This window comes from Pseudomonas sp. TH49 (assembly GCF_016650625.1).
Classification (GTDB): Bacteria; Pseudomonadota; Gammaproteobacteria; order Pseudomonadales; family Pseudomonadaceae; genus Aquipseudomonas; species Aquipseudomonas fluorescens_H.
Window position 1 is genome coordinate 781528 of record NZ_JAEKFL010000001.1, and the last position, 13324, is coordinate 794851.

Consider the following 13324-nt stretch of genomic DNA (forward strand, 5'->3'; position numbering starts at 1 on the left):
CCGCTATCGCGAGCAGGCTCACTCCTACAAGGGGATGGTGGTGTCCTGTCGGGTTGGGCTTGCCCGATCCGGCGATTTGTTTGAAACTCCGCACCTCGTCCTTCGCGGCGACCCTGGATCAGCAGACAGGGCAACACTGAGCTGGCAACCCTGAACCCAACTTTCAGAGGAGCCGGCCACAATGCCTGCGACCCGTACCTGGTTAAAAAATCCCCTCGCCATTTTCACGGCCAACGCGCTCGATGCCCGTGGCGGTCTGGTGCTGCAAGACGGCGTGATCGTCGAAGTGCTCGCTGCCGGTCAGCAACCGTCCGCGCCATGCAATGAAGTGTTCGATGCCCGCGAGCATGTGATCCTGCCGGGCCTGATCAACACCCATCACCATTTCTATCAAACCCTGACTCGCGCCTGGGCGCCGGTGGTCAATCAGCCGTTGTTCCCGTGGCTGAAAACCCTGTACCCGGTGTGGGCGCGGCTGACCCCGGAAAAACTCGCCCTCGCGACGAAAGTGGCTTTGGCTGAATTGCTGCTGTCGGGTTGCACCACCGCCGCCGACCACCATTACCTGTTCCCGGACGGTCTGGAAAACGCCATCGACGTGCAAGTCGACACCGTGCGGGAACTGGGCATGCGCGCCATGCTCACTCGCGGTTCGATGAGCCTCGGCGAGAAGGACGGCGGTCTGCCGCCGCAACAGACGGTGCAGGAAGGTCAGGTGATTCTCGACGACAGTCAGCGCCTGATTCACGAGTACCACGAGCGCGGTGACGGCGCGCAAATCCAGATCGCCCTGGCACCGTGCTCGCCGTTCTCGGTGACCCCGGAAATCATGTCGGCCAGCGCCGAGCTGGCGAACAGACTCGACGTGCGCCTGCACACCCATCTGGCCGAAACCCTCGACGAAGAAGATTTCTGCCTGCAGCGCTTCGGCCTGCGCACCGTGGATTATCTGGACAGCGTCGGCTGGCTCGGCCCACGCACCTGGCTGGCTCACGGCATCCACTTCAACCCGGACGAAATCGCTCGCCTCGGCCAGGCCGGCACCGGTATCTGCCATTGCCCGAGTTCGAACATGCGCCTGGCCTCCGGCATCTGCCCGAGCATCGATCTGACCGATGCCGGCGCGCTGTTCGGTCTGGGCGTGGACGGCTCGGCCTCAAACGACGCGTCGAACATGATCCTCGAAGCGCGGCAGGCGTTGTACATCCAGCGTCTGCGTTATGGCGCGGAAAAAATCACCCCGGAGCGCGTGCTCGGCTGGGCAACCAAAGGCTCGGCGAGCCTGTTGGGCCGTACCGACATTGGTGAGCTGGCGGTGGGCAAGCAGGCGGATCTGGCGTTGTTCAAGCTGGATGAGCTGCGCTTCTCGGGCAGCCATGATCCGATTTCGGCGCTGTTGTTGTGCGGTGCGGATCGTGCGGATCGGGTGATGATTGGCGGCAAGTGGCGGGTGATTGATGGCCAGGTTGAAGGGCTGGATCTGAAGGGCCTGATCGCTGATCACAGCCAGGCGGCTCGCCAGTTGATCGCCGGGACCTGATCCCAACACTAAACCCTGTGGGAGCGGGCTTGCTCGCGAAAGCGGTGTGTCATTCAGATTTAACCTGCCTGACACACCGCTTTCGCGAGCAAGCCCGCTCCCACATTTGGATTTGTGTATGTCCTTAAAGGCCCAGCAGGGAGAGCATGATAAACGTCGCAAACAGCACAAAGTGAGTCATGCCTTCGATGGCATTGGTCTCGCCGTCATTCAGGTTGATCGCACTGACGATCAGCGTGATGAAGATCATCACCGTCTGCACCGGGGTCATCGCCATTTGAAACGGTTGACCGGTGTAGAGCGCCATCGCTTCCATCACCGGCACGGTGAGGATCACCGTCGACAGTGACGCGCCCATCGCGATGTTGACCACCGACTGCATGCGGTTGGCCAACGCGGCACGCAACGCCGTCAGAATCTCCGGCGCAGCGGAAATCGCCGCCACCAGAATCGCCGTGATCACCGGCGGTGCGCCCGTGCCTTCCAGGCCCAGATCGAGGGTCTTGGACATCACTTCGGCCAGTGCGCCGATCACCACCACCCCGAACACCAGAATGCCGATCGACCACGCCAGGCTCAGCGGTTTCGGCTCATCCTCCACCGGTTCTTTCTTGCGGCGCTTGTCCGGGTAGCTGTAGCTGAAAAAGTAACTGTGCGGCCCGACCTGCATGCGCAGAAACAACGCATAAAGCACCACCATCGCACCGATGGTGAACGCCGAGTAAATCTTCCAGTTGGCCGCCGGAATAAACTCCGGCACCACCATCGATACGCCCATCGCGGTGAGGATCATCACGCTGTAGCTGCGCGCCGAATCATCGTTGTACGACTGCTCGCCATGCTTGAGCCCGCCCATCAACGCGGCGAGGCCGAGGATGCCGTTGATGTCGAGCATCACCGCCGAATAAATCGTGTCACGCACCAGTGTGGCGGACGCCTCGTTGCTCATCATGATCGCCAGGATCACCACTTCCACCAGCACCGCCGCGAGGGTCAGGATCATCGTGCCGTAGGGGTCGCCGACTTTTTCCGCGAGCAGTTCAGCATGATGGGCGACGCGCATCGACGCGGCGACGATGAAGGCGATCAGCACCAGGCCAGAAATCAGCGCGACGATCTGTCCGCTTTGCAGCATCCAGTGTTCCAGCGGATAGGCGATGCACGCGGCAATCACCGCCAGCAGCAGAAAGCTTTCTTGCTTGAGGATCGTGAGCATGGCGGGCCTTTTTTGCCGAGAGGTTCGAATGAGCTACTGACTGCGGCGCGGCGCTAACGTTTCGTTACACCTTAGCGCACCAGCCGATGGCAGCTGGTTTCAGCCATGCACTTTTATCGTTCCTGCCGGCCTCTTCGCGAGCAAGCCCGCTCCCACATTTGGAATGCATTCCCCTGTGGGAGCGGGCTTGCTCGCGAAGGCCGCGCCTCGGTTTCGGATTGTTTGTTGTCCTGTTGGTCAGCAATTTGCATTGCCCCTGTCCACACACAACAAAATGGAGCTCCAATTCATGCAAATACGTCCGCTGCACAAACTGCTGTGCGCCGCCATCGGTCTGGGGATCAGCCTGAGCGCCAGCGCTGCCGATCCGCTGAAGGTCGGTTTCGTCTACATCGGCCCGATCGGCGACCACGGCTGGACGTATCAGCATGAGCAGGGGCGCAAGGCGCTGGCGGAGAAATTCGGCGCGCAGATCACCACCAATTACGTCGAGAACGTGGCCGAGGGCGCTGACGCCGAGCGGGTGATCCGCAACATGGCCAAGGACAACTACGACCTGATCTTCACCACCTCCTTCGGCTACATGAACCCGACGCTGAAAGTCGCCAAACAATTTCCCAAGGTCACCTTCGAACACGCCACCGGCTACAAGCAGGACAAGAACCTCGGCACCTATCTGGCGCGCACCTACGAGGGTCGTTACGTCGGCGGTTTTCTCGCGGCGAAAATGACCAAGAGCAAGAAGATCGGCTACGTCGCTTCGTTCCCGATTCCGGAAGTGATCCGCGACATCAACGCCATCCAGCTGGCGCTGAACAAGTACAACCCTGGCACCGAGATCAAGGTGGTGTGGGTCAACTCGTGGTTCGACCCGGGCAAGGAAGCCGATGCCGCCAACGCGCTGATCGATCAGGGTGTGGACGTGGTGTTCCAGCACACCGACAGCCCGGCGCCGATCCAGGCCGCCGAACGGCGTGGCGTGTACGCCGTGGGTTACGCCTCGGACATGGCGCACTTCGGCCCGAAAGCGGTGCTGACCTCGATCGTCAACGACTGGGCGCCGCACTACATTCAAGCCACGCAAAGCGTGATCGACCACAGCTGGAAATCCCAGGATTACTGGGGCGGGTTGAAGGAAGGCACGGTTGAACTGCCGATCAGCGATCTGGTACCGGCGCCGGTGAAAGCCGAGGCCGAGCAGATCATCGCCGACATCAAGAGCGGCGCGTTGCAACCGTTCACCGGGCCGATCAAGGATCAGGCCGGGGTCGAGAAAATCCCGGCCGGAGTGAGCGCGAGCAATGCGGAGCTGGCGTCGATGAACTATTACGTGGAAGGGATGAAGGCCGAGATGCCGAAGTAATCCCGGCCCCACCACCCTTCCCCTGTGGGAGCGGGCTTGCTCGCGAAAGCGGTGTGTCAGGCACCGATGATGCTGAATGACACACCGCTATCGCGAGCAGGCTCACTCCTACAATGGTTCTTCAGCGTTCTTTAGGATTGTGTATGAACAGTCTTCCGATCATCGACATCTCACCGCTCTATAGCGACGACCAAAACGCCTGGCCCGCCGTCGCCGCGAAGATCGACCACGCCTGCCGCGAATGGGGCTTTTTCTACATCAAGGGCCACCCGATTTCCGCGCAGCGCATCGACTCGCTGCTCGACCACGCCCAGCGCTTTTTTGCGCTACCGGCAGAAGAAAAACTCCAGATCGACATCACCCAGACCCGCCATCATCGCGGCTACGGCGCCATCGCCACCGAACAGCTCGACCCGGACAAACCCAGCGACCTCAAAGAAACCTTCGACATGGGCCTGCACCTGCTGGCGAACCATCCCGAGGTGCTCGCGGAAAAACCCTTGCGCGGGCCCAACCGTCATCCGCCAATCGCCGGTTGGGAAGCGCTGATGGAGCAGCACTACCTCGACATGCAGGCGCTTGCACAAACCCTGTTAAGCGCAATGACCATCGCGCTGGACATCGAGCGCGACTTCTTCGACACCCGCTTCCATCAGCCGGTCAGTGTGCTGCGGATGATCCACTACCCGCCGCGCCACACCGCCAGCAGCGCCGAGCAGCAAGGCGCCGGAGCGCACACCGATTATGGCTGCATCACCCTGCTCTATCAGGACAGCGCTGGCGGCCTGCAGGTCAAGAACGTGCGAGGCGAATGGATCGACGCGCCGCCCATAGACGGCACCTTCGTGGTCAACCTCGGCGACATGATGGCGCGCTGGAGCAATGACCGTTATCGCTCGACGCCGCACCGGGTCATCAGTCCGCTGGGGATGGATCGCTATTCGATGCCGTTCTTCGCCGAGCCGCATCCGGACACCCGTATCGAATGCCTGCCCGGTTGCCAGGACGCACAGCATCCGGCGAAATATCCGACCACCACCTGCGCCGAATTCCTGCTGTCGCGCTTCGCCGATACCTACGCCTATCGTCGCGAGCCGCAAGCAGTGTGATGGATCGCTTGGTCAGGTTTTGCCAATTGTTTCGGCGCGCATCTGTAGAATGGCCGCCATCTGCACCTGATGAGAAAAGAATATGTACGATTGGCTCAACGCCCTGCCCAAGGCCGAACTGCACCTGCATCTGGAAGGCTCGCTGGAGCCTGAGTTGCTGTTCGCCCTGGCCGAACGCAACAAGATCGCCCTGCCGTGGAGCGATGTCGAAACCCTGCGCAAGGCCTACGCCTTCAACAACCTGCAGGAATTTCTCGACCTGTATTACCAGGGCGCCGATGTGCTGCGCACCTCGCAGGACTTCTACGACCTGACCTGGGCCTACCTGCTGCGCTGCAAAGCGCAGAACGTGATTCACACCGAACCGTTCTTCGACCCGCAGACCCACACCGACCGTGGCATCCCGTTCGAAGTGGTGCTCAACGGCATCGCCGCGGCACTCAAGGATGGCGAGCAGCAACTGGGCATCACCAGCGGTTTGATCCTGAGCTTCCTGCGCCACCTGAGCGAAGACGAAGCACAGAAAACCCTCGATCAGGCGCTGCCGTTCCGTGATGCGTTTGTCGCCGTCGGCCTCGACAGTTCCGAGATGGGTCACCCGCCAAGCAAGTTCCAGCGTGTGTTCGACCGCGCCCGTGACGAAGGCTTCCTGACCGTCGCCCATGCCGGTGAAGAAGGCCCGCCGGAGTACATCTGGGAAGCTATCGACCTGCTGAAAATCCAGCGCATCGACCATGGCGTACGCGCCATCGAAGACGAGCGCCTGATGCAGCGGATCATCGACGAGCAGATCCCGCTGACCGTGTGCCCACTGTCGAACACCAAGCTCTGCGTGTTCGATCACATGTCGCAGCACAACATCCTCGACATGCTCGAGCGTGGGGTGAAGGTCACCGTCAACTCGGATGACCCGGCGTACTTCGGCGGTTATGTCACCGAGAACTTCCATGCGCTGCATGAACACCTGGGCATGACCCAGGATCAGGCCAAGCGCCTGGCGCAGAACAGCCTGGATGCGCGTCTGGTAAAACCGTAAAAACGCTGAAGTTCCAATGTGGGAGCGAGCCTGCTCGCGAAGGCTTCGTGTCAGTCACAGTTTGAGTTGTCTGACACACCGCTTTCGCGAGCAGGCTCGCTCCCACATTTATACCGGTGTCGACTCTGCCAGCTCCTCCAGCGTCCTGCCCCGCGTCTCCATCCCGAACAGCCACACCACCCCCGCCGCAATCGCAAAGCACAGCGCCCCCAGCGCAAACACCCCACCCTGCCCGGTAACCGGGAACACCAGCCCGGTCACAAACGGCCCGAGCAACGAGCCGACGCGACCAATCGCCGAGGCAAAGCCCGAGCCGGTCGCACGCGCCGAGGTCGGGTACAACTCCGGCGTGTAGGTGTAGAGCACTGCCCACATGCCGAACAGGAAAAACTGCATCAGTAGCCCGGAGCTGATCAGCAACGCGACGTTGCCGCCGAACACCGCGCTCTGTCCGTAGAGAAACGCCATCACCCCGCCGCCGAGCAACGTCACGATGCACACCGGCTTGCGCCCCCAGCGTTCCACCAGCCACGCCGCCATCAGGAACCCGGGAATTCCGCCCAGCGATATCAGCACGGTGTAATACACCGACTGGGTCACGGCGAAACCCGACTGTTGCAACAACGCACTGAGCCACGATGTCAGCCCGTAAAACCCGAGCAAGGCGAAAAACCACAGGCTCCAGATCATCGTCGTGCGCTGGCGGTATTGTGGCGACCAGATCTGCTTGAGCGCCGAGAAGAAGTTGCCCGGCGGCGTCACTGTCCTTGGCAGACGCACCGGCTCCGGCAGCGTCGCGACACCGAGCGATGTACGCACGCGCGCCTCGATGGCGCTCAGGACCTTATCCGCGGCTTCGTGGCGTCCGGCCTGTTCCAGCCAGCGCGGCGACTCGGGGATAAAGAACCGGATCGCCAGCACGAATACCGCCGGCACCGCCAACACCAGAAAGATGTCGCGCCAGCCAATCAACGGCAGCAAGAAGTACGACAGCACCCCGGCAGCAACGAAACCCAGCGGCCAGAAACCGTCCATCAATGCAATGTAGCGCCCGCGCCGTTGCGCCGGGATCAGCTCCGAAAGCATCGACTGCGCAATCGGAAACTCCATGCCCATGCCGATTCCGAGCAGGATGCGGAACAGCGTCAGGCCCTCCACCGTTTGCGCGGTCGAACACAGGTAACTGGCCACGCCCCACAGCACGATGCTCCACTGGAACACCGGTTTGCGCCCGAAGCGGTCGGCGAGCATGCCCGACAGCGACGCCCCCAGCACCATGCCGAAGAAACTCGAACTGGCGAGCAGGCCCGCTTGCGCACTGCTCAAGCCAAACTCGGTTTTGATCGAGCCGAGCAGGAACGTCATCATGGCCAGGTCCATGGAATCGAAAAAGAACGCCAGGGCGATGATGATGAAAATGCCCCGGTGATAACCGCTGAGCGGTAGCCGTTCCAGGCGTTCTGCCGCGCTGAAGTTTCGCGTATCCATGTCCCATCCCCCCTCCACAATGTGTGCGGATCGAGTGTGCGGGATTACGCCTCAGCGCTTTTTCTGGATACGACCTGTTCGCAGTCACAGGCGACGCCAGCGTCGAAGTGTCGGCCGGCGAACGCTCTACTACGCCAATTCCAGCTCGGTTTCCTTGGCGAAACGGTGGATTTCACGTTGCCCGGCCGGGGTCACCTGCAACGCGCGGGAGTCCTTGGGCAGCGCCAGCCAGCCGGACTGCATGAACAGTTGCAGCACTGCCGCGCCGAGTGAGCCGCCCAGGTGCGGGCGACGTTCGCTCCAGTCCGGACAGGCGCACGCCACCTGGGCCTTGCGATGGGCGAGGGCCTGAATGAACACCCCGCGGTTGGCCAGTTGCGTCGAGCCTTTGAGCGTCACCACGACCCGCTGCTCGATCTGTTCGAGCCAGCCGGCATCGAGCAGACGCTGATACAGATCGGCGGCCAGCGTGCCCCCCAAATGGTCATCGCAAAAGCGCGCACGCAGCAGTGAAGACGGCGCAGTCCGGGGGTTGACGCTCGGCGTCGAGCGTTTGAATACGTGAGGAATTTCTCGTGGTGCGCTGGCGATCGTGGCACTGGCCAGGGCCTCGATGGCCGCCGCGATCTCCGGGGCTGCCAGGCGGAAAAAGCGCTTGCGTCCACGGACCTCGACTTTCAACAGCCCCCCGCCGGACAAACGCCCCAGATGCGCACTGGCCGAGGATGGCGACAACCCTGCCAGCAGCGCCAGCTCTTCGGTCTGGCGGGCCGAGCCATCCATCAACGCCCACATCATCGCACTGCGCTTGGGGTCGGCCAGCAGCGTGGCGATCTGGCTGATGCAAGGTGCATGTTCCATGTATTCACTCCCTGTTGAATCGTATCGTCTACTGCTCGAAGACATCTTGACCACTAATGTGTCGTCGGCCAAGACGGGTAAAACGCCATGAACCGGAGCACGCCAGGCCAGTGCTGCTGCCCCCGTCAATGGCGTGTCCGCGGCGTTTGTACAGCGCTCGCCCGGCCCTGCAAAAACCGGCCGGATTCTGTCCTGGCCGGTTATCGGTGCAGGTTTGAGGCGGTGGCTAGTATAAGCGGGATGCACGCCGCTTCCTGCGCCGTGGCTGACACGAATGGTGATAGTTCCTGAGAGAAATTTCGCTAATTGCCTGCGACTAATGATCAACTTTCGGGAAATGGGGAAATTGACTACTCAATTCGGCGCATCGGCTGGCGAGCATTTCCCTCAAAAGGTTCACCGGCTTACTCAATTGTGCGCGATGGGCGCACAACAGATTCAGCGGAGCACGCTCGCAAAGCAGTTCCGGCAGCAACACTTTGAGGCGTCCGGCGAGGACATCCGCGCCGACATCGAGCCACGACTTGTAGGCGATTCCTGCCCCCGCCACCGCCCACAACCGCACGACGTCGGCATCATCGCTGAAGCGATCGCCACTGACCGTCAGCCCGACTTCACGTTTGCCGTCATGAAAACTCCAATGGTCGTGTACCCGGCTGCCGAGCATGTACAGCAGGCAATTGTGCTGCGCCAGTTGTTCGAGCTGACGCGGCTCACCGTGGCGCGCCAGGTACGCTGGAGATGCGCAAAGCACGCGGCGATTGTCCGGGGCGATGGGTAAGGCGACCAGACTCGAGTCCTCCGGCTCGCCATAGCGCAGGGCGATGTCCACCGGCTGGCGGAACAGGTCGGCGATCCGGTCACCGAGCAGCAGGCGCACGGTCAGTTTCGGATGCTCGCGCTGAAACTCGTCGAGCCATGGCAACAACAGGTTGCGGCCGAAATCCGAAGGCGCCGACAACTGCAGGATGCCGCTGACCTGATCCTGCGCGCTGGAGAGAAAACGCCGGCCTTCGTCCAGCGAACTCAACGCGGCCCGGGCATATTCGAGAAAGCCTTCGCCCTCGGCAGTCAGGCGCAGGCTGCGGGTCGAGCGCGCCAGCAGACGCACACCCAGTTGCTGTTCGATACGTTTGAGCGCGGCGCTGGCCACCGCGGCAGACATGTCCATCACCCGCGCCGCCGCCGACAGGCTGCCCAGATCCGCGGCGCGAACGAACAACTGCAAATCGTCGAAACGCAGCATTCTCAGCCTCGATTATCAAAAAAATATTGAAAGAGACTGCTCTTTTAGCCGGTTTTATCGTGCCGAGAAATAGCCAATGATCTGCTCAAGCGAAATTATCCCGCGACTGGAGCCAAACATGTCCCAAGCATTCACCGCCATCGCCACCCTGATCGCCAAACCCGGCCAGCAGGACACCCTCGAAAACGCCCTGCGCGCACTGGTTGAACCGAGCCGCGCCGAGGAGGGTTGCAGCCAGTACGACCTGCACCGCGACCTGGCCGATCCGCTGACTTTTTATGTGATCGAACATTGGGCCAGCGAGGAAATCCTCCAGGCGCACAACGCCAGCGCGCATTTTCAGAACTTCCAGGCCGCCGCCGGCCACTGCATCGAACACTTCCAATTGAAACGTCTGGGCGCCATCGCCTGAGCCCTTCTTCTATTACCGTTACGGAGCAAGTCATGAAAGCCATCGCCTATTACGCCTCCCTGCCGATCAGCGACGAAAAATCCCTGCAAGACATCGAACTGCCGGAGCCGGTCGCCGGGCCGCGCGACCTGCTGGTGGAAGTCAAAGCCATCTCGGTCAACCCGGTCGACACCAAGGTGCGGCAGAACGTGGCGCCGGAAAACGGCGCAGCAAAAGTGCTGGGCTGGGACGTCGCCGGTGTGGTCAAGGCCGTCGGCAGTGAAGTGACGCTGTTCAAGGCCGGCGACAAAGTGTTTTACGCCGGCTCCATCGCCCGTGCCGGTGGCAACAGCGAGCTGCACGTGGTCGATGAGCGCATTGTTGGCCACATGCCGAAATCCCTCGGCTTCGCCGAAGCTGCTGCACTGCCGCTGACCGCGATCACCGCGTGGGAGCTGCTGTTCGAACGCCTGCAGATCCGTGAGGGCACGACCGATGAAGGTCAAAGCCTGCTGATCGTCGGCGCCGCTGGCGGCGTCGGTTCGATCCTCACCCAACTGGCCCGCCAGTTGACCGGCCTGAAGGTCATTGGCACCGCGTCCCGTGCACAGACTCGCGACTGGGTGACGGAGCTGGGCGCCGACCTGGTGATCGACCACAGCCAGCCGCTGAGCGAAGAACTGAAACGCGCCGGCATCGATCACGTGACCCACGTCGCCAGCCTGACCCAGACCGAGCAGCACCTCGATCAACTGGTCGAGGCGCTGGCACCGCAAGGCAAACTGGCGCTGATCGACGATCCGAAGTCACTGGACGTGAGCAAGCTCAAGCGCAAGAGCCTGTCGCTGCACTGGGAGTTCATGTACACCCGCTCGCTGTTCGAAACACCGGACATGATCGAACAACACAAACTGCTCAACCGCGTGGCCGAGCTGATTGATGCGGGAACGTTGAAGACTACGGTGGGCGAGCATTTCGGCACGATCAACGCGGCGAACCTGCGTCGCGCGCATGAGTTGCTGGAAAGTGGCAAAGCCAAGGGGAAAATTGTTTTAGAAAGTTTCTAAGAATCCGAAGGCCGCAATCAGCGCCAGACCATTCAAGGGCTGGCGCTGATTTTTGCCGTCAGTCAGATGCTTCTCCGTTGTCACAAATGCGATCGTATTCAGGTCTACACTCGAAGCCTCTGCGATACATCTTTTACGCAAGGGAGGTCAGCAATGAAGATCCTGATAAAAGAAGTGGCAAAGTCCCAATGGCAGGTTCGTCTGGACCAGCACGCCGTGACATTTCGCAGTGAAGCCGAGGCCCTCGCCTTCACCCGCACCCTTGAAGCGCGCCTGCACGCGCCCCATCAGATTCCCGACTCCGGACAGCAACGCGCTGCTGGCTGACGTATCAGGCTTCGGCCTGTGCTTGCGCCAACGCCCGGGCATTCTGCAAATGCCGGGTGTACATCGCGACACTCACCACCAGTAATCCACACAGGCTGATGACCATGGCCATCGGTATGGCACTGCCGTCGTGCAGAACGCCCACCAGCGAAGCCGCGCCGGAAGCCACGCTGAACTGCAGGCAACCCATCAGTGCCGAGGCACTGCCGGCGCGCGCGCCCTGACCGTTCATCGCACACGCCGCTGCGTTTGGCAGGATGCAGCCGAGGCTGGCAATACACACGAACAACGGAATCAACAGCGGCCACAAGGCTTCGGTGTGCAACGAGCTGACCGCGAGCAAAGAGACACCGGCCAACAGATACACCCACACCGCCCGCGACAGCAGGAAGGCCGGACCGCGCTTGGCCAACAGCCGCGCGTTGACCTGGGCGACCAGAATGAAACCCGCTGCGTTGGTGCCGAACAGCCAGCCGAAATGCTCGGCCGGTACGCCGTAGAGTTTGATGAAGACGAACGGCGAACCGGCGATGTAGGAAAACATCCCGGCAACCGCGATGCCGCCGGTCAGGGCGTGGCCGAGAAACACCCGGTCGCCGAACAACCGGCCGTATTGGCGCAACGCACCGGACAACGGCTGGCGCGGCACGTAGTCCGGCAGACTTTCCGGCAGACCCAGTGCCACAGCGAGGCCGGCCAGTGCGCTGAAGCCGGTCAGCACGAGGAAGATCGACTGCCAGCCCGTGGTGTTGACCAGCAGACCGCCGAGCAGCGGCGCGAGGATCGGCGCCAGCCCCATCACCAGCATCAACTGCGAAAAGACTTTCGCCGAACCGACCGCATCGCACTTGTCGCTGACCACCGCCCGGGAAATCACCATTCCCGCGCAGCCGCCCAGCGCCTGAACGAAACGCGCGCCGATCAGCCACTCCAGATTTGGTGCATAGGCACAGGCCAGCGATGCCAGGGTGAACAGCCCGACACCGACCAGCAGTGGCAGGCGCCGCCCAAAACGGTCGGCCACCGGGCCGTATAGCAATTGACCGATCGACAGGCCGGCGAAATAGGCCGCCAAGGTCAGTTGCACATGCTTTTCATCAGTGCCAAAGGCCAGCGCCATCGACGGGAACGCCGGCAAATAGAAGTCGATCGCCAGCGGACCGAAGGCGCTCAAGGCACCGAGAATCAGAATGGTACGGAAGTTCATCAGGCATCCAGGTTGGATAGAAGTCGGCAGCCCGACAGTCTAGCCGCGCTGAGACACCTTGAACATTCCGATAGCTCGCTAACTATTAGAAATCAGATGACCTACACCTGAAACCTGTGGCGAGGGAGCTTGCTCCCGCTGGACTGCGCAGCAGGCCCAGTGTTTTTCAATTGGAATAAAGGGCCGCTTCGCGACCCGGCGGGAGCAAGCTCCCTCGCCACAGGGATTTATCGTTATCCGGCGAGTTTTACCGGGTAGCCCTCTTCGCTGATAACCTCGATCACCTGCTCCGCGCTGAGCGAACTCTCGACGCCGACTTCTTTGGCCGCCAGATCGACCCGCACGCTGGCCGCCGGATCTTTCGCCTGCACGGCGTTGGTGATGGCTTTGACGCAGTGACCGCAAGACATGCCTTGAACGCTGAACACTTGCATGGATGGACTCCTTTGAGTGAGGTTGCCGGCAGTGTCGAG

General features: G+C 61.5%; 13 protein-coding genes. 7 read left to right on the top strand and 6 right to left on the bottom strand.

The features are described from left to right. Positions 1-181 precede the first annotated feature (181 nt). Entirely contained in the window at positions 182-1540 is a 1359-nt protein-coding gene (locus tag JFU48_RS03685) for an 8-oxoguanine deaminase (protein ID WP_201135873.1), read from the top strand. 124 nt (positions 1541-1664) lie between these two features. Here JFU48_RS03685 and JFU48_RS03690 read toward each other — a convergent pair whose 3' ends face one another. Further along, positions 1665-2756 (bottom strand): calcium:proton antiporter, encoded by a 1092-nt coding sequence (locus JFU48_RS03690; protein ID WP_201135874.1) that lies wholly within the window; start codon positions 2754-2756, stop codon positions 1665-1667. A 289-nt stretch (positions 2757-3045) separates the two neighbouring features. Here JFU48_RS03690 and JFU48_RS03695 point away from each other — a divergent pair, with 289 nt between their 5' ends. The 3 genes from JFU48_RS03695 (at position 3046) to JFU48_RS03705 (ending at position 6264) form a co-directional block, all read left to right on the top strand. Continuing rightward, the gene (locus JFU48_RS03695) at positions 3046-4119 is read left to right on the top strand and encodes a BMP family ABC transporter substrate-binding protein (RefSeq protein ID WP_201135875.1); all 1074 of its coding nucleotides are present in this window, start codon (positions 3046-3048) and stop codon (positions 4117-4119) included. Between the two features lie 143 nt (positions 4120-4262). Next, entirely contained in the window at positions 4263-5228 is a 966-nt protein-coding gene (locus JFU48_RS03700; RefSeq protein ID WP_201135876.1) for a 2-oxoglutarate and iron-dependent oxygenase domain-containing protein, read from the top strand. 82 nt (positions 5229-5310) lie between these two features. Further along, positions 5311-6264, top strand: coding sequence for an adenosine deaminase (locus tag JFU48_RS03705; RefSeq protein ID WP_103484564.1), 954 nt, complete (start codon positions 5311-5313; stop codon positions 6262-6264). Between the two features lie 108 nt (positions 6265-6372). On the opposite strand, the gene JFU48_RS03710 is transcribed toward JFU48_RS03705, so the two are convergent. The 3 genes from JFU48_RS03710 to JFU48_RS03720 all read right to left on the bottom strand — a co-directional run bounded on the left by JFU48_RS03710 (position 6373) and on the right by JFU48_RS03720 (position 9859). After that, entirely contained in the window at positions 6373-7752 is a 1380-nt protein-coding gene (locus JFU48_RS03710; RefSeq protein ID WP_201135877.1) for an MFS transporter, read from the bottom strand. Positions 7753-7881: 129 nt separating this feature from the next. Further along, on the bottom strand, positions 7882-8613 hold the full coding sequence (locus JFU48_RS03715; RefSeq protein ID WP_201135878.1) for an ArsR/SmtB family transcription factor: 732 nt from the start codon (positions 8611-8613) through the stop codon (positions 7882-7884). Positions 8614-8929: 316 nt separating this feature from the next. Beyond that, positions 8930-9859: a LysR family transcriptional regulator gene (locus JFU48_RS03720; RefSeq protein ID WP_007962958.1), complete on the bottom strand. Its 930-nt coding sequence runs from the start codon at positions 9857-9859 to the stop codon at positions 8930-8932. Between the two features lie 118 nt (positions 9860-9977). On the opposite strand from JFU48_RS03720, the gene JFU48_RS03725 reads away from it, so the two are divergent. The 3 genes from JFU48_RS03725 (at position 9978) to JFU48_RS03735 (ending at position 11644) form a co-directional block, all read left to right on the top strand. Beyond that, positions 9978-10271 (top strand): putative quinol monooxygenase, encoded by a 294-nt coding sequence (locus tag JFU48_RS03725; RefSeq protein WP_003221365.1) that lies wholly within the window; start codon positions 9978-9980, stop codon positions 10269-10271. A 32-nt stretch (positions 10272-10303) separates the two neighbouring features. Next, the gene (locus JFU48_RS03730; protein WP_201135879.1) at positions 10304-11317 is read left to right on the top strand and encodes a zinc-binding alcohol dehydrogenase family protein; all 1014 of its coding nucleotides are present in this window, start codon (positions 10304-10306) and stop codon (positions 11315-11317) included. Positions 11318-11470: 153 nt separating this feature from the next. Beyond that, positions 11471-11644 carry a hypothetical protein gene (locus tag JFU48_RS03735; RefSeq protein ID WP_003221361.1) on the top strand — a complete coding sequence of 58 codons (174 nt, stop codon included), beginning with the start codon at positions 11471-11473 and terminating at the stop codon, positions 11642-11644. A 4-nt stretch (positions 11645-11648) separates the two neighbouring features. Here the strand turns inward: JFU48_RS03735 and JFU48_RS03740 are convergent, their stop codons facing one another. Further along, positions 11649-12851: a multidrug effflux MFS transporter gene (locus JFU48_RS03740; RefSeq protein WP_103484569.1), complete on the bottom strand. Its 1203-nt coding sequence runs from the start codon at positions 12849-12851 to the stop codon at positions 11649-11651. A 233-nt stretch (positions 12852-13084) separates the two neighbouring features. Continuing rightward, on the bottom strand, positions 13085-13285 hold the full coding sequence (locus JFU48_RS03745; protein ID WP_041067976.1) for a heavy-metal-associated domain-containing protein: 201 nt from the start codon (positions 13283-13285) through the stop codon (positions 13085-13087). Between the last annotated feature and the right edge of the window lie 39 nt (positions 13286-13324).